At 46.2% G+C, this 16,322-nt stretch carries 14 protein-coding genes; 5 read left to right on the top strand and 9 right to left on the bottom strand.

Annotation, left to right across the window (positions count from 1 at the left end):
- Positions 1-228 precede the first annotated feature (228 nt).
- Positions 229-1,758, bottom strand: coding sequence for a nitric oxide reductase transcriptional regulator NorR (gene norR, locus QMY49_RS08410; RefSeq protein WP_283310998.1), 1,530 nt, complete (start codon positions 1,756-1,758; stop codon positions 229-231).
- Between the two features lie 270 nt (positions 1,759-2,028).
- Here norR and QMY49_RS08405 point away from each other — a divergent pair, with 270 nt between their 5' ends.
- Complete coding sequence (locus tag QMY49_RS08405; protein ID WP_017188183.1) at positions 2,029-2,181, top strand: hypothetical protein; 153 nt, start codon at positions 2,029-2,031, stop codon at positions 2,179-2,181.
- A gap of 69 nt (positions 2,182-2,250) precedes the next feature.
- On the opposite strand, the gene QMY49_RS08400 is transcribed toward QMY49_RS08405, so the two are convergent.
- From QMY49_RS08400 to QMY49_RS08365, 8 genes are all read right to left on the bottom strand, one after another.
- Positions 2,251-2,859: a CDP-alcohol phosphatidyltransferase family protein gene (locus QMY49_RS08400; protein ID WP_005450653.1), complete on the bottom strand. Its 609-nt coding sequence runs from the start codon at positions 2,857-2,859 to the stop codon at positions 2,251-2,253.
- Entirely contained in the window at positions 2,852-3,499 is a 648-nt protein-coding gene (locus QMY49_RS08395; protein WP_005450651.1) for an ATP-binding cassette domain-containing protein, read from the bottom strand. The genes QMY49_RS08400 and QMY49_RS08395 overlap by 8 nt, the downstream gene beginning before the upstream one ends.
- Positions 3,465-5,174 (bottom strand): ABC transporter permease, encoded by a 1,710-nt coding sequence (locus tag QMY49_RS08390; protein ID WP_017819507.1) that lies wholly within the window; start codon positions 5,172-5,174, stop codon positions 3,465-3,467. The genes QMY49_RS08395 and QMY49_RS08390 overlap by 35 nt, the downstream gene beginning before the upstream one ends.
- 9 nt (positions 5,175-5,183) lie before the next feature.
- The gene (locus tag QMY49_RS08385) at positions 5,184-6,341 is read right to left on the bottom strand and encodes an ABC transporter substrate-binding protein (protein WP_005450647.1); all 1,158 of its coding nucleotides are present in this window, start codon (positions 6,339-6,341) and stop codon (positions 5,184-5,186) included.
- Between the two features lie 335 nt (positions 6,342-6,676).
- The gene (locus tag QMY49_RS08380; RefSeq protein ID WP_005450645.1) at positions 6,677-7,354 is read right to left on the bottom strand and encodes a TVP38/TMEM64 family protein; all 678 of its coding nucleotides are present in this window, start codon (positions 7,352-7,354) and stop codon (positions 6,677-6,679) included.
- Between the two features lie 55 nt (positions 7,355-7,409).
- A complete protein-coding gene (locus QMY49_RS08375; RefSeq protein ID WP_009698151.1) occupies positions 7,410-8,180 on the bottom strand; it encodes a heterodisulfide reductase-related iron-sulfur binding cluster in 771 nt (256 codons plus the stop codon).
- On the bottom strand, positions 8,177-9,973 hold the full coding sequence (locus QMY49_RS08370; protein ID WP_283310991.1) for an FAD-dependent oxidoreductase: 1,797 nt from the start codon (positions 9,971-9,973) through the stop codon (positions 8,177-8,179). Before QMY49_RS08370 ends, QMY49_RS08375 begins: the two co-directional genes overlap by 4 nt.
- 21 nt (positions 9,974-9,994) lie before the next feature.
- Complete coding sequence (locus tag QMY49_RS08365) at positions 9,995-10,978, bottom strand: sulfurtransferase (RefSeq protein ID WP_258455342.1); 984 nt, start codon at positions 10,976-10,978, stop codon at positions 9,995-9,997.
- A gap of 301 nt (positions 10,979-11,279) precedes the next feature.
- Here QMY49_RS08365 and QMY49_RS08360 point away from each other — a divergent pair, with 301 nt between their 5' ends.
- The 4 genes from QMY49_RS08360 (at position 11,280) to QMY49_RS08345 (ending at position 16,310) form a co-directional block, all read left to right on the top strand.
- A complete protein-coding gene (locus QMY49_RS08360) occupies positions 11,280-13,085 on the top strand; it encodes a sensor histidine kinase (RefSeq protein WP_283314098.1) in 1,806 nt (601 codons plus the stop codon).
- A complete protein-coding gene (locus tag QMY49_RS08355) occupies positions 13,075-13,671 on the top strand; it encodes a response regulator transcription factor (RefSeq protein WP_114092538.1) in 597 nt (198 codons plus the stop codon). Before QMY49_RS08360 ends, QMY49_RS08355 begins: the two co-directional genes overlap by 11 nt.
- Positions 13,672-13,828: 157 nt before the next feature.
- Positions 13,829-14,497, top strand: coding sequence for a hypothetical protein (locus QMY49_RS08350; protein WP_005450635.1), 669 nt, complete (start codon positions 13,829-13,831; stop codon positions 14,495-14,497).
- A gap of 322 nt (positions 14,498-14,819) precedes the next feature.
- On the top strand, positions 14,820-16,310 hold the full coding sequence (locus tag QMY49_RS08345) for a SulP family inorganic anion transporter (RefSeq protein ID WP_005450633.1): 1,491 nt from the start codon (positions 14,820-14,822) through the stop codon (positions 16,308-16,310).
- Positions 16,311-16,322: the final 12 nt, after the last annotated feature.

Genomic DNA, 16,322 nt, shown 5'->3' with positions numbered 1-16,322 from the left:
GTTTAAAGAGTTACAAGAAAGCTGAGACTTGAGCGGTTTAATTATTACGAATGAGGAAGAGTAAGTGAAATACGAGAAACCAGATGGGACAGTTAGCCCAAGTTCATTGGTGTTGGGTGTCATTCCGGACGAGCCAGAGTGAGTCATCCGGAATCTCTTTGTTTGTTATCGATATGTTTGCTATCGATAAAAGTAAATCGTTGTTTCACAAGGGCGAAGCGGGAGCCTCTATTTATTTATGCCGAGCTTTTTACCCATGCGATATAAGTTACCTCGATCCATTTGTAAAAACTCCGCTGCTTTTGCCCAAACACCGCCAGATTGGCTCAATGCGTGCTCAATCAAGTCATGTTGATAACGCTCCACCAACTCGCGCATCGGCTGGCTCTCTCTAGGCAAGTAATGTGATGTGCTTTTTACATCATCTAACGCGAGTGAAGTGTCAAAGTGATTGAGCATGATGGTGCTATCGCCTTGCTGAATGGCATGTAATGCTGCTCGCGTTAAGGTATGCTCAAGCTCTCGAACATTACCGTACCAAGGCAGAAACTCTAATTGATTCAGTACCTTAGGGTGAACATGAAGGTTTGGTGCGTTAAATTGCTGACGCACTTTTTCCAGTAAGTATCCCGCAAGAACTGGAATGTCGCCGTCACGCGCGCGCAGTGGTGGCACTTTGATGGGAAACACGTTCAATCGATGGAACAAATCAGCGCGGAATGTGCCAGTTTCCACTTCTTTTTCTAACTGTCGGTTAGTGGCTGCGATGATGCGTACGTTCACCATCAAATGCTGATCGCTGCCCACACGTTGCAGCTCGCCTTGCTGAATAACGCGCAGTAGTTTTGCTTGTAAAACTAAAGGCAATTCACCCACTTCATCTAGGAAGATTGTGCCGCCATCAGCTAGCTCGAACTTACCTGCACGGTGACTATTGGCTCCGGTGAAAGCTCCCTTCACATGGCCAAACAGTTCGCTCTCCGCCAGGCCCTCGGGCAGAGCGGCACAGTTCACGTAGATCATCGGCTTATCGTTGCGATGAGATTGAGCGTGAACTGAATGAGCGACAAGTTCTTTACCTGTACCGGTTTCTCCAGATACCAATACCGCGTAATCCGATTGTGCAACGGTTGCTATGTTATTTCGTAACTGATTGATCTGTGGACTTAAGCCAACCATGTCACCATGTTGTGATCGCGCTTGTTGAATCAGGGTTTGTGTAACGCTTTTTTGCTTTTGGTTTTGTGCTTTGAGGGCTTTTAATTGTGCAATGTTGCGCAGTGTTGCCGCCGTTAGTGCCGCGAAGGTTTCGATAGCTACTGGGTCGATATGATCAAACGCGCCAACCGCAAGTGCATCCATGGTTAATGCCCCGACAAGTTGCCCTTCAACATATAAGCTAAAACCCATGCAGTCATGGACATCAATGCATTGGTCTTCGGTCAATAATGTCCCGTCAAATGGGTCGGGCAGGGCACAGTCGGCATCGAAGCGAACAGGCTCACGGTTGTGGATAATAGCGTCTAAGCGCGGATGGGCTTTAGGAAAATAACGGCGACCGAGTACTGAGTTTGACAAGCCTTTTACTGCAACCGGCGTTAGAAAGCCATCCTCATCGAATATGAACAAGCAACTCGCATCACAAGGGAAGACTTGTGCGACCCCATCAATCAGGTTTTGGTATTGCTGCTCATGAGAACGGTTTGAGCTCAAATTGAGTGCGATATTGAGGAGTACATGGTCAACAGTAGGAGTCATAACAAGCCCAGAGTTATCTTGAATGGGCTCATGCTAGCAACTTGATGTCATTTGAACATCGAAAGGTGAAATAGATTGATGTTCCATTGACGACGATCAAGTGACACGCCAGAACTGTGATACAAATAAATGCAACTGGTTGAGTTTAATGAATTGAAAGCAAGGATCGCTCCACTTCTAAGGAATATATCCTAAATTGGAACTTCAGCATTGACCTCAAGTTAACTTGAGCTTCTATCCTCGATTTGAAAAACGTCAGGAGGGTAGATTATGCAAAACGATTACATTAAAGAACTAGCGGTGAAGAGCTATCAAGAAGAGCGACAAAAAGAGTATTTTCGAGCTAAGCAGCAGAAGTGGCATGTGCCGAGTTTTGTCTCTGGGATTGTGGTGACGCTGGTGGTGAGTGGGATGCTTTATTGAGGGAAGATTGAAAAGAGATTCCCGGTTGCATTCCTTCGTAGCAATCAGGAATCTCCCTTTAAGTTTTGTTTACGGTTTCAGCGTATGAAACCCAGAGTAAATACGTGTAAATGTGGTAAACCAACACGCCGCACCAAAGATATACGCAATCACGGCAAAATGTTGTGGGAACAAACAGAACAACACGAAACAACCAATGGTCTCGGTGCCTTCTGTTAGACCGCTCATGTAGTACAGAGATTTGTGTTTGTAGACAGGGTTATCGATACCGCGTTTACCTGCCATGATCGCGAAAGCTAAGAAGCTGCTCCCCGTGCCAATAAACGAGAAGATCAAGAATGCGCCCGCGACGGCGTTTTGTTCTGGATTTGCCAACACAAAACCAAATGGAATCAAAGAATAGAACAAGAAGTCCAAGCTAATATCGAGAAAGCCTCCGGCATCGGTAATACCTTGGATTCTTGCCAACGCACCATCTAATCCATCACAAATTCGGTTCAGCAGGATAAACGCTAATGCGAGTGTGTATTGCTCTGCCATCAATGCTGGTAGGGCAAAGCATCCAAGGGCAAAACCGAACAGTGTGGTTTGGTTAGCCGTCACGCCACATTTGTCGATCAGCTTTGCGCTTTGTGCCAGTGGCCACTTAATGATTTTGATGCTTAGGCTATCAAGCATGACTTGTCTCCCACGGCCAGTTTAGGCAACGACTGCCTGCAGGGATATCGTCTTCATCGTGCGTCACCATCAACGCGGGGATATTAGCAAGTTGAAGCTGTTCCACGACCCAGTTACGAAACTGCACGCGCAAATCTTTATCGAGTTTGCTGTATGGTTCGTCGAGTAGGGCAACTTTTGGTTTCGCCAACAACATACGAGTCAGAGCGATACGGGCGCGCTGACCACCTGATATTTGATCTGGGAAAGATTCCGCGAGCTTGGTTAACGAGATGTGTTTCAATGCTTGCATCGCACGTTCTTTACGCTCAGCCCCTTTGATTGAATCAGGCAGAGCGAAGGCAAGGTTTTCCCATACGGTGAGGTGCGGAAAGAGCAAATCGTCTTGGAACAAAATACCTACCTGACGCTTATGCGCAGGCAAAGCATCCAACTTTTCATTATCGAGAGTGATTGAGCCTGAATAGTCGAACTCGGAAGATAGGTGACCAGCAATGGCATCCAATAAAGTGGATTTGCCACAGCCGCTTGGACCCATCAGGGTAACAATTTCACCTTTCTCTACCGTCATATTGAAGGCAGAGAAAAGCGTGTCGCCATTGGTTTTATGGATGGCGAGGTTTTCGAGACAGAGACTCATTCGGTAGTAAACCTTTAATAGACAACCGGCGATACTTAACGTGTAAGCGGCTAAGTAAAATCGCAAAAGAGAAGAACATTAACGGCAAGAGAGCTTGCCAAATTGCGTAAATCGCAGTGACACGACGGTCAAAGCCACTTGATAGGGCGACCGCTTCTGTTGTTATTGTGCTGATGCGACCAGCTCCCAGCACGAGTGTTGGTAGGTACTGCGCTAAGCTGACACTAATGCCAACTGCCCAAGCAAAAGCAATCGCAGGCAAAAGAATGGGCAGTTTGACTTTTAACCAAGCCTGCATCGGTGATTTACCAAGGCTTAAGGCGACACGAGTCAGACCATTGTCGAAGCTGCGCCATGGACCGTCGAGTGATAGGTAAACAAACGGGAAAGCAAAGAAGACGTGTGCCCAACATACCCAGAACAAGTACGCGCTGCTGTCGAGGTACAGCGTGACGACTTGCATTCCAAACAAAACGGAAAGCTGCGGAATCAACATTGGCACGGCAATGATGTACCCTGGGACTTGCCAGCGGTAACGCAGTCGGTATTCGTGAGCAATCAGAGCAAGTACCAGAGCAATTGATGCGCTGATCACCGCAATCAACATGCTTTGCTCTAGCGTGCCAAGAATGCTTTGCCACTCGTATTCCCAAAAACGTAAGCTGTAACGGCTTGGCAATAAGTCAGGGAAACGCCAACGCTGTGCAAAGCTCCACACCACCATCAACGGCACCATTAACAGTGCGAGTAGAGCAATCATAGAGAACAAGGTCTTTCCTGGTAAGCGGAAACCGCTACGACCGGAGTATTGCCAGCGCTTGAAGCCTTTGGTGATGCTCCACTCGACGAGTCGTGCAAAACCAATCAAAAGGCTTGCAATAGCAAACAGCACCACCGCACCCGCCGCCGCCCTTGGTAGGAGGGATAAATCAGGATCGTTAAACCACTGCCATACCAATACTGCAAAGGTAGGAGGGTTGGTTGGACCGATAATTAGCGCGACATCGACAACGGATAAGCTGTAAGCCAGCACGGCTAGCATTGGGAAGCGCAGTTTTGCTAACCATTGTGGGAAAACGCATTTCCACCAAGCTTGAGCTGAGCTATACCCCATCGAATGACTGACTTTTTCTATCTTCTCGACCTTCAATTGTTGAAGAATCGGAATACTCATCAACAAAAGGAACGGGACTTCTTTGATGGCAAGCATGATGATCAAACCTAGTGCGTGTGGGTCTTTGATCAGCAACGCTAAGTCATTCACCGTTTGCGCATTTGGATCGTAACCAAACATTTGGTTGAGTACGCGAACGCCCATACCTGTTGGTGCAAATAGGAAAGCAAAACCAATGGCGAATGCCACGTGTGGCATGGCAAGAAGCGGAGAAAGACTGACTTCGATTTTACGCCAGAATTTACTTCCCCAAGAAGCTTGCAGAATCGCAAACGTCATCAAACAAGCAAGGTAGCTACTGAAAATGGCAGAGTAGAACGTTAGACCAATAGATGTCCACACGCCTTCCCAGTCAAACACAGCATCAAAGCCATCAAGTGAAAAATGATGTAAGCCGATAGGGGGAACATAGCCGAGCGCAGAGACCACCACCCCGAGTAGACCCGGGATGGTTGGTAATATACAAACTGCGATAATAACTAGATACAGCGCTCTTAACATGGGTGATTATTAATTCCCGTAGCGTTTCAACCATTCTTTTTCTAGTGCGGCTTGCCAGCTTGGATGTGGCTCTGCAATAGACTTGAATTGTTGAGTATTTTTAGCCGTACCAGTCAGGTATTGGCTGCTTAGCACTGAAGGATCACCCCAGATGTTGATATCACCTTTACGAGATTGCGCTTCAGGACTTAATAAAAAGTTTATAGCAACTTGAGCCCCTGCACTGGCGTTTGCGTTCCAAGGGATAGCTAAGAAGTGAATGTTAGAAAGTGCACCCGCATCCATCGCATACGCTTTGGTGCTATCTGCAAGGTTGCCGCTAGATTGTGCTGAATAAACCGCATTTGGGTTAAAAGTGACGGCTAAGTCAATCTGACCATCATCTAGTAGTTGTACCGTTTCCGCTGTGCCACCCGGAAACTGCTTACCGCCACGCCATGCGACTTTGTGAAATTCATCTAGGTAAGCCCATAGAGGTTGCGTGATAGTTTTGAATGATTCGTCTGTCACTGGCTTTTGCAGTGCAGGATCGTTATTGCTCAGTTCGATCAGTAGAGATTTGATGAAACTGGTGCCATGAAACTCCGGTGGGCGAGGGTATGTCAGACGATTTGGAAACGCTTTTGCGTAGCTCAGCATTTCAGCATATGAGCTTGGCGGGTTGTGCAGGGTTTCTTCATCGTAGATAAACACCAATTGACCTACGCCCCAAGGCGCTTCTAGACCATCTGTTGGTTCAGAGAAATCGACATCAACAGGCAGGGTTTTATCGACATACTGCCAGCTTGGTAAACCTTCAACGAAAGGACCAAACAATAGTTGGTTGTCTTTCATCGATTTAAAGTTTTCGCCATTAATCCAAACCATATCAACACTGCCACCGCTGTTTTTCCCTGCGGCTTTTTCAGCAATAAGACGAGTGGTGGTTTCAGAAATATCGGTGACCTTGACGTGGTTAAGTGTCACGTTGTAGCGAGATTTAAGCTCTTTGCCTGCCCATTGGATGTAGCGGTTAATTTCTTGGCTACCACCCCAAGCATGAAAATAAACGGTCTGACCGTCGGCTTGCTGTTCTATTTTTTGCCATTCTTCAGCGGTCGAAGATGCAAAAGAGGAGGTCGCGAATGTGGTGGCTAAAATGCCAATGGTGCTAAGTAGCTTTTTCATACGTAATCCGTGTTTCTTTATCTTTGTTTTCATTTTGGAGCTTTATATTCCCATGAGGTACAAACGGCTGTTTTGGTACTCTGAATTGGGGATAAACCACGCTGGAAGCTCCGTTCCCTCTAGATGGATAGTAATCTATCTTGCTCTATTATCAACGCGAATTTGATAATAGATTCAGAGAATTACTCGCCTTGTGAGGTGATACCAATCCACGTCAGTTTTTGGTCTTAAAAGTCACCAATTTAAGGACAAAGTGTGAGCAAATCAGTAGCAATGAAAATAGTGCGACTCTCGATAAGTCGCACTATTTTGACTTCAATAATGGATAGACCGGATTACTTCGCTAATTCTTCCATGTTGATGCCTTTTTTCTTTGCGATGTATTTTGGAATCAAAGACATGCCAAACAGCACAAGACCCGCAACCGCAAATTTTACCAACAACATTGCAGACACACCGTTTGTTGCGATGTCACCAGCCATGTAAGCAAAAATGAAAGCACCTGGCGCCATGGTCAACAGAGAAACCAGAGCGTAAGTGCCAAGGTTTAGGCTGGTTAGACCGTAAGCGTAGTTTTGTAGGCTGAATGGGAATACAGGCACAAGACGAGTCAGAATCAAGAAGCTGGTGCCGTTTGCTGCTACACCGTCATCGATTTTCTTGAATATTGGGTTGTCGCCAAACTTCTTCATGATGGTGTTACGCAGTAGGAAGCGCGCCACGATAAAGGCTGCTACTGCACCAAGCGTTGCAGAAAAGAGCGCCAATACGCCACCTTTGATAGGACCAAATACGATACCTGCCACAATGGTAAATGCGCTGCCCGGTAGTAGGAAAACACACGCAAATACGAATGCTGCTACGAATACGGCGTAACCCCACACACCAAAGCTTGCGATCCAATCTTGTAGGCTCTTGATGTCAGTGATGATTTCAAGAATGCCAGTTTGTTTTGCCGCGAACAGAGCGAGAGCTACAACAGCGACGATAAGAGCGATTTTTACGAGTTTCATAAGTTCAACTTCACTTAAACCTAATAATTAAAAAGAGATAGCGACACAGAGACAGTTACACTGACATACACTTGATCAGGCCCGCTTTTGACTTGTAGCGGTTGAACCAAGCTTTTACAGGGCTCGCAAGTACGTTTACTGGCGGCTCATCACCTTGCATGATCACAGGACCGAACATCAGATCCAGAATGTGCCAAGACTTTGTACCAACACCCATCATGGATGCACGACATGCCGAGCAATAAACCACTACGTAGTCGGTTTCAAACTCTTCAACACGGCGCTTAATTACGCGCGTTGCCACATCTGGGTTTGCAGGTACAACCATGCCGCCGAAGCCACAGCAGCGGGTGTTTTCTCGTGTGTGTTCTGGCTCAGAGGTTTTGTAACCAAGTTCGTTTAATATCCAACGGATACCGTCTTGCAGCTCTTTCTCGTAGCGAGTTGAACAAGAGTCGTGAATGGTAAACACCACGTCGCTGTTTTTGGCTTTGCCGCGCAGTTCTTCCGGTAAACCAATTTCAGGAAGTAGCTTCCACAAAGACACTGGTTTTTGTGTGCCACCAGATTTTTTGATCATGCCGTAGCAGCTTTGACACGCCACAATCACTTCTTGTGCGTCTAGCTTATCAAAATCAGCCTGTAGCTGACCGTAACGCTCTTTAAACTTCTCCGTTTGACCGATAGCAGCAGTCGGTTTGCCACAGCATTTTTGGACTGCGCCCATGTCTGGAAATACTTGCTTTAGGTAGCTAGCAATGGCAGCTACACCTTCAGGTGAATAGGATGGCAAGCTGCATCCTGGCATAAATACTTTATTACTCATTTTGTCGATACCGCTCGTTTTGCCATAGTGAAGATTTTTGAGAAGCCAAGCTTCTGGTGCATGTTGATCGCTTTATGACCCGGCATTGGAGATTCACCGTTGTTTGCCTTAACAAAGTCAGCACGTGCCCCTAGGAACATCTCTTTCATTGGGAAGTCTTTCGGACACACGATGGTGCATTGGTCACACGCGTTGCATGAGTAAGCCATCAGTGGATCCATCGACTTGTTGTTCACAAAGTCTGAGAAAATGGTTTTCGGACAGTCGCTGAAGTCATTCATCATGATGCACTCGGTCATACATAGCTTGCAGCTGCATTGCAGGCAGCGAGAAGCTTCTAGTTTGATTTGCGCTTCAGTAAAGCCTAAATCCACTTGTGCAAAATCCTGCTTACGCTCTTCAGCGTCACGCAATTCACCGTGTAGGCGAGGGGTATCTACCGTACCTTTTGGTAGTGGTACGGCTAGACGAGATGAGTAGCTGTATTCTTGCTCGAAGTCGCGGTCTTCAGTTAGTGGACGAGTCGTTAGGAATCGTTCAACGCTCATTGCTGCTTTACGACCTAATGCCATCGCTTCAATTACGATGTTCCCGCCACACGCATCACCAGCTACGAATACGTCTTCTAGACTAGATGCTAGTGTTTGTTTATCGACAACGTAACGGCCACCGCGAGTTTGCTCTAGTGCACCGTCAGTAATATCTGCCACGATTTGACCCGTAGCGAAAACAACGGTATCCACAGAGATAGTTTTGCTTTCTTCGCTGTACTGAGGTGCAAAGTTGCCTTGCTCATCAAAGATCGACAGCACTTTCTTGATAGTAATGCCTGTTACTTTGCCGCTCTCGTGCTCGATAGCGACAGGTCCCCAACCCGCATGGAATTCAACGCCTTCTTCTAGTGACTCATCGATTTCGATTTGGCTTGCAGGCAGGTTCTCAAGGCTCTCAAGTGAACATTGGTAAACTTCACTTGCGCCGATACGCCATGAAGAGCGTGCGCAGTCCATCGCTACGTCACCACCGCCGATAACCATTACGCGCTTACCTGCTCGTGGGAATTGGCGAGTTTCAGAAATCTCTTTTAGGTATTCAACCGCAGAGAACACGCCATCGTTGTCATGACCCGGTAGAGGGATGATCGAACCTACGTGCGCACCATGTGCAAGTACCACCGCATCATGCTCGTTGCGTAGTGTTTCGAAACTGATGTCTTTGCCGATCTCAACGCCAAACTGAGTTTTGATTCCCAGCATCGCTAAGTAGCTGTATTCGAAATCGATAACATCGCGTGGCAGGCGGTATTCAGGGATACCAACACGCATCATGCCGCCGTAAACGTCCAGCTTTTCATAGATGGTGACTTCATGACCCTGACGACGCAGTTCGATTGCCGCTTGAGCGCCAGCAGGACCTGCACCTACGATCGCGATGTGCTTGTTAGTTAGGGGCGCAATGTTTAGATCCCAGTGATCTTGGTTATCCATTTTCTCTGCGACGAAACGTTTAATCCCAGCTACGCTGATTGGCTGACCAAACTCAGAATTACGGCGACAAGACGCTTCACACGGATGTGCGCAGATGCGACCTAGTGTTTGAGGAAGGAATAGTTTGCTACGGATCAGATCCAGAGCACCTTGAAAATCACCTTCACCCGCCATGCGAACGTATTGCTTTACGTCTGTGTGCATTGGGCACGCGGTTTGACATGCCGGATCGGCATCACCCATACAGCCATCGACAATCATTTGAGCGGTGTCGAATAGCTTTTGACTAAAAATTACATTGTTCATTAACTGCTATTTCCGTGTTGATTAGCTCTTGCCGTTGATAACGTTCACTTCAGGGTTTTTCTGCTCATAGTGAGCATGGCTGTACTCGATCCATGAACCGTCATAGTTGTAGACGCCTTCTGCGCCAAGTACTTCAGTAAGAATCATGGTGGTGTGGGCAGAACGAACACCGGATTGGCAATAAGCGATCACTTTTTTGCCTTTGATGATGTCGCCATAAAGAGCTTGCAGTTCTTGTGCAGATTTCAGCGTTGTGTCTTCGTTTAACGCTTTGGTCCAGTTAATGTGAACACTGCTTGGGATAGTACCCGGACCGTACGCACCAGAAACCGCAACGTCGCCGTTGAACTCGTCGTTGCCGCGAGTATCTAGGATCACCCAATCAGGGTTGTTTTGCGCTGCGATAACCATATCCAGTGTCGCTAGCGTGTTGTTGTCTTGTTTTGTGTTCGGTGCTTTGTATTCAACTGCGGCAACGCTTGGGTTTGCAGAGCCAGTTGGGTAACCAGCGCCCATCCAAGCGTTCAAGCCACCGTCTAGGTAACGAACGTCTTGATGACCAAGGTTATGGATTTGCCAGTAAAGGCGAGCGGCATCGTGGTGAGAGCCTGCTGCGTAAACCACGATTGTGCTGTCAGCTGTTGCGCCGAAGCTGCCCAGAATGGTCTCCATTTCTTCGGTGTTATTGCTCATACCACCGAAGTCGTATTGACCATCAGCCGCCGAGTAATCGTTACGCCACATAGTGTAAGAGCCAGAAATAGGACTATCTGGTTTGATAGGGTTTAGCGCACCGATCACAACCACATCTTTGTCGCCGTCCATCAGCGACTTAAGTTGTTGTGCCGAAATGAAGTGCTCAGGATGAGCATATTCTGCGAATTTCTGCTCTTGAGCAGCGGCATCCACAATCACAGCCTCAGCTGAGAACATCGTATTGTAAGCTGAGTAGCCAACCGCTGTGACAACTGCTAACACACCCAACGCAATCGTCGATTTTTTCATGAGTTGCTTCCATATTTTAATTTAAAGTTTTGCTGCCGAATCCTTGATGTTTCGACAGATAGAATGCTTTTGATGGGGCAGTGCTGACATGAACGTTTCTTAATCATTTTTGGTGTTCATGGCTTAAAAAAAGCGGAAATGCGCTCTACCCCTTTATGGGTAAGGCATTCTGAGGAAATCGTTTAAATGACGATATTGTGGTTTCCCACAATAATGATGTGGGATTGATCTAAAGCAACAAAGTAGAAGGGGGAAGTGGTGCTAAAATGTGCCACAACCGAGTTTTGGTAGTATTTCGCAAGTGATTGATAATTATTCTCAAAAGTTAATTCTTTTCATTTTTGCTCTCTCCTTTTTCTTTACCTCTTTTGCCTCTGCTAATGATCAAAAAGTACCGAGAAAAGACTACGATGTTGGCGTTTTAGCGCTGCGTGGACACGCACATGCTCGTGAAGCGTGGCAACCAACTTTGGATTGGTTGGAGACTCAGAATCCTGGCTATCAATTCAACCTACATACTTACGATTTCGACCAACTTGAAGATGCATTTTTGCACGGTTGGCTTGACTTCATTCTAACTAGTCCAGGGCAGGCGACTAAGTTGGCACGTGAATACCCAATCAACTGGTTAGCAACGCAAAAAACTGCCTATAGCAACTTACCAAATAAGTCGATTGCTTCGGTGGTAGTGGTGCGTGAAGAGTCGCCTTATAAAACGCTGCGTGACATCAATAAAGCTAATGTCGCGGCGGTATCGGAAAAAGCCTTTGGCGGCTTTCTCGCGCTGCGTTATGAGCTCGATAAGCTCGGCTATTTCAATTCCTCTTTCTTCGAAAAAATTCATTTTACTGGTCCACCAACTGACCAGTTGATTTTGGACGTGATCAAGAACGATCTCGATGTCGCGATCGTCCCTGCATGTACTCTGGAGAACATGGCGAAGGAGGGGCGTATTCAACTGCACAGCTTGCGTGTATTGAATGAGAAGCGCCCTGCTGATTCTGTTTGCGCGGTGAGCACGCCACTGTATCCAAACTGGACCATGGCTATGACAGAGCGAGCGCCGACGGATGTGGGGCAAATGGTGGCGCAAACCCTTTTCGCAATGCCAGAAGATCATCCAGCAGCCGTTGCGGCGAACAACGTTGGCTGGATGTTGCCTGCGCCGAGCATCAACGTTGATAAAGTCTACAAGCACTTAGACATGCATCCGTTGCAAAAGTCTTGGGGACAAAAAGCACAAGAATGGCTGCATAAGAACCAAGCGATCGCAATGGCGTCGTTACTGACTTTGCTGCTATTGACGGGATATCACTTCTGGTTGGAATGGAAGTTTCAACGTAGTCGTGAAACGTTAAAAACCACCATGAACGACTTACGCCGTAAGAGCTCAATGTTGGAGCATGCCCAACGTATCACCATTGTCGGTGAACTTGGTAGCAGTATTGCGCATGAAATTAATCAACCATTGGCAGCAATCAAAAACTACAGTCAAGGGGCTAAAATGCGCATGGAACATGGCGCGACTGCCGAAGAAATGGCGCCAATCCTCGATAAAATCCAGCAACAGGTGACTTCTGCAAGCGACATCATTCAGCGCCTTCGTAGCTTGATAAACAAAACACCGATTGAAAAAAACTGGGTGGATCTACCTTGTTTGATTGAAGAAGCGATGAAGCTGGTGGATTACGAATTCCAACGTCATCGAATCCAACTTGGCGTGCTTTACTCTGGTGAGCCGCAAAAAGTCTTTGCAGATGTGACAGGTTTGCAGCAGGTCATTCTCAATGTTTTAAATAACGCCAAAGATGCGTGTTTGAGCCATTCGCCTAAACGTAGAGATTTGTACGTGGATCTGCACGTGAGCTTCTGTGATGAGATGGTCATCATTGACGTGACGGACAACGGCATTGGAATTGAAGAAGAAAGTACGCCATTAGACCAAGCTTTCTACACCACGAAGGAAAATGGATTAGGGCTAGGTCTGGCAATATGTCGTGATGTACTCGATGCGCACCAAAGCAGCATGCAATTTAGGTCCATAGAGCCCACTGGGTGTCAGGTGACCATTGTTTTACCGTATCAGGAGGCTTGTTATGAGTCGTAACCTTTGTCCACTCTACATTGTTGATGATGAAGAGCCAGTATTAGAATCCATGGCGTTTATGTTGGAAAGTTATGGTTACGAGGTTGAGTCTTTTTCTAGTGGGATAGATTTTCTCAACAACGCTGAATTGTCCGCTCCGGGTTGTGTTTTGCTTGATAGCCGTATGCCTGAGATGCGGGGACAAGATGTCCATCATGTAATGAATGAGAAATTCAGCCCGATCAGCGTGATTTACCTAACTGGTCATGGTGACATACCTATGGCTGTCGATGCACTAAAAGATGGCGCATTAGATTTCTTTCAAAAGCCTGTTGATGGAAACGCGCTTGTGGTTGCAGTGGATAATGCTATGGCACAGTCATTAAAAAACGGTGAAAAGTTGAGTGCGAATCAGGTATTACAGAATCTCACCAAGCGCGAGAAAGAAGTACTTGGATTGGTAGTCAAGGGGATGAAAAACCAAGAGATGGCCGATTCGTTGTGTGTTTCTCTAAGAACAATTGAGGTACATCGCTCTAATGTGATGAAAAAACTTGAAGCAGAAAGCCTTGCAGTATTGATTCGCAAAGTCGGGCATTTGATCTAATTGATTTATGTTTTTGGGGGCAACGAACTGAGCTATTTAGGTCGAATTAATCACTGTAACCTAATGATATTTTGGGAAAGGTTTGCTCAACCGGTATCAGGAAGATAACATCAGTACCCAAAATGAAATGAATCTTAATCTTGGCTAGAACCTAACTATGTTTGTCGATACCGTTAAAAGTGCCTTTGCTTCACTAAACACGCATAAACAAGCGATTGCGAAAGCGACCGCTTTACCGATTCTCTTTTCTGTTATTCTTGATCTCCTTTTAGGTGCAAGTGAAGGCGATGGTGCTGCTATCTTCGTACAAATCTTGATGGCGCTATTGTCTGCGATCGTCGCGATTAACGTGCACAGTATTATCCTTAAAGGTCCTCAATCTGTCCCTCAGTGGGGGCGTTTCACCCTTGGTAAGATCGAAATGTGGTTCATCGGTCATTACTTGGTGATGACAGTTGCAGTAGTCGCCGTTGCCGCCATCTTTGCGATGATTAACGTTGCGCTTGCCGCCATTGTACTGTTCGCACTTGGTGTGATCTGTTGCCGATTGGTGTTGGTGTTTCCCGCCATTGCTATTGGTAAAGGTGTGTCATTCCCTTATGCATGGAACTTAACCAAAGGGTACACGTGGTACATGATGGGTGTGGTGATCTTGGTACCGCTTCTGTGTGGTATCGCAATATCACCTCTGGCGTATTTACAACTGCCAATCCTAATGAGTTTATTAAGCTTCCTAGTGACCATCATCGGGATTGCTATTTTGTCTAAAGCGTACGAGCAATTAAGTGGTTTTGATGGACAATCTTATTCTCAGCAGTCATTTTGAAGTCACTTAAGTAGATGTTATGAATGAAGAAGCGCCTCCTTTTAGAGGCGCTTTTTTATGATTACTTGTAGGTAAATTTACTTGGTTTTGTAAGAATTTATTACAAATTGCATTTTTAAAGTGATATAAAGCACACCTTCGATGAGGCTGGTTTTGTTTTTGACTGGCCCATATCGAGAAAAACCGTGACGTTTCAATTGACGAATAAGGTAGGTGCTTTTTGCTCATTAGTCCGCCCTAGAACGATCTCTCAGATGCGTTTGCATCACTCCCTTCACCGTGCGCAATGCACCAACTAAGGCAATACGTTTATGAGAGATTTATGTTTAAATTTACAAAAGATACTTGGTTTAACAACGTTAAAGGAGATTGTTTATCAGGAGTTGTTGTAGCACTGGCACTTATTCCAGAAGCTATTGCATTCTCTATCATCGCAGGACTCGACCCCAAAGTGGGTTTGTATGCCTCGTTTTCCATCTGTGTCGTGATTGCGTTTACTGGCTCAAGGTCCGGAATGATTTCCGCGGCAACCGGAGCTATGGCGCTATTGATGACCACCTTAGTTAAAGATTATGGTCTGCAATATTTGCTCGCCGCGTCGTTTTTCGCTGGTGTACTGCAGTTATTGATTGGCTACTTAAGGCTAGGGGATTTAATGCGTTTTGTGTCTAAATCCATTATGACTGGATTTGTAAATGCGTTGGCAATTTTAATCTTTTTGGCGCAACTGCCTGAACTGACGAACGTTTCTTGGTCCGTTTATGCATTGACCGTTTTAGGACTAGCCATCATCTATTTGTTTCCATATGTGCCGAAAATCGGAAAAATGCTACCGTCCCCTTTGGTATGCATTATCACGGTGACAGTGGTTGCGTTGATGTTTGATATCGATATTCGTACTGTTGGCGATATGGGGCAGCTACCCGATTCGCTTCCCGTATTCATGATTCCCGATATTCCCTTCAACATTGAAACACTCCAAATCATTTTCCCTTATTCATTAGCTCTCGCCATTGTCGGTGTCCTTGAATCACTGATGACCGCATCTATCGTCGATGAGTTGACGGATACAGAGAGTGAAAAAAACGACGAGTGCAAAGGACAGGGGATTGCGAATATGGTCGCATCGCTGTTTGGCGGTATGGCAGGATGCGCAATGATTGGTCAGTCGATGATCAATATCCAGTCTGGCGGTCGAACACGTTTATCGACGCTTTGCTCCGGTGTGTTTTTGCTGATCATGGTGGTGTTCTTGGGGGATTACCTCAAGCAAATCCCAATGGCGGCGCTCGTTGCTGTGATGATCATGGTTGCGATAAGTACTTTCTCGTGGCACTCCATTGCAGAAATGCGTAAACACAGTTTATCGACAAACCTTATCATGCTATCGACGGTGATTGCGGTTGTTGCCACCCACAATCTTGCTATTGGTGTGCTGGTGGGCGTTTTATTAGCGTGTGTCTTTTATGTGAATCAGAGCCGGACTTTAATGAAGGTTTCGGATGAAGTCATTGTTGATAACGACCATACGATTCACAAAGTTCATGGGCAAATCTTTTTCGCTTCCGCTTATAGTTTCACTGATATGTTTGATTTCGATAATGCGACGCGATACATCACGATTGATTTATCCGATGCGCATTTTTGGGATATCACAGCAATATCAGCTTTGGATAAAGCCATCATTAAGTTTCGTAAAGGCGGCTCTATTGTTGCTGTAACCGGAATGAATGAAGCAACCTTGGATATGATAGATCGCCACGCGGTTTATGATGATCCTGAAAAGCTGGCTAAGCAAGGTATGGGGCATTAGAAACAAAAAAAG

This window comes from Vibrio harveyi, assembly GCF_030060435.1.
In the GTDB taxonomy this organism is placed as follows: domain Bacteria; phylum Pseudomonadota; class Gammaproteobacteria; order Enterobacterales; family Vibrionaceae; genus Vibrio; species Vibrio harveyi.
This window is presented reverse-complemented; position numbering and strand designations above follow the sequence as displayed.

Coding starts and splice junctions, on each gene's coding strand:
- norR (WP_283310998.1), bottom strand. CDS start 1,758: ATGACTCCTACTGTTGACCATGTACTCCTCAATATCGCACTCAATTTG.
- QMY49_RS08405 (WP_017188183.1), top strand. CDS start 2,029: ATGCAAAACGATTACATTAAAGAACTAGCGGTGAAGAGCTATCAAGAA.
- QMY49_RS08400 (WP_005450653.1), bottom strand. CDS start 2,859: ATGCTTGATAGCCTAAGCATCAAAATCATTAAGTGGCCACTGGCACAA.
- QMY49_RS08395 (WP_005450651.1), bottom strand. CDS start 3,499: ATGAGTCTCTGTCTCGAAAACCTCGCCATCCATAAAACCAATGGCGAC.
- QMY49_RS08390 (WP_017819507.1), bottom strand. CDS start 5,174: ATGTTAAGAGCGCTGTATCTAGTTATTATCGCAGTTTGTATATTACCA.
- QMY49_RS08385 (WP_005450647.1), bottom strand. CDS start 6,341: ATGAAAAAGCTACTTAGCACCATTGGCATTTTAGCCACCACATTCGCG.
- QMY49_RS08380 (WP_005450645.1), bottom strand. CDS start 7,354: ATGAAACTCGTAAAAATCGCTCTTATCGTCGCTGTTGTAGCTCTCGCT.
- QMY49_RS08375 (WP_009698151.1), bottom strand. CDS start 8,180: ATGAGTAATAAAGTATTTATGCCAGGATGCAGCTTGCCATCCTATTCA.
- QMY49_RS08370 (WP_283310991.1), bottom strand. CDS start 9,973: ATGAACAATGTAATTTTTAGTCAAAAGCTATTCGACACCGCTCAAATG.
- QMY49_RS08365 (WP_258455342.1), bottom strand. CDS start 10,978: ATGAAAAAATCGACGATTGCGTTGGGTGTGTTAGCAGTTGTCACAGCG.
- QMY49_RS08355 (WP_114092538.1), top strand. CDS start 13,075: ATGAGTCGTAACCTTTGTCCACTCTACATTGTTGATGATGAAGAGCCA.
- QMY49_RS08350 (WP_005450635.1), top strand. CDS start 13,829: ATGTTTGTCGATACCGTTAAAAGTGCCTTTGCTTCACTAAACACGCAT.
- QMY49_RS08345 (WP_005450633.1), top strand. CDS start 14,820: ATGTTTAAATTTACAAAAGATACTTGGTTTAACAACGTTAAAGGAGAT.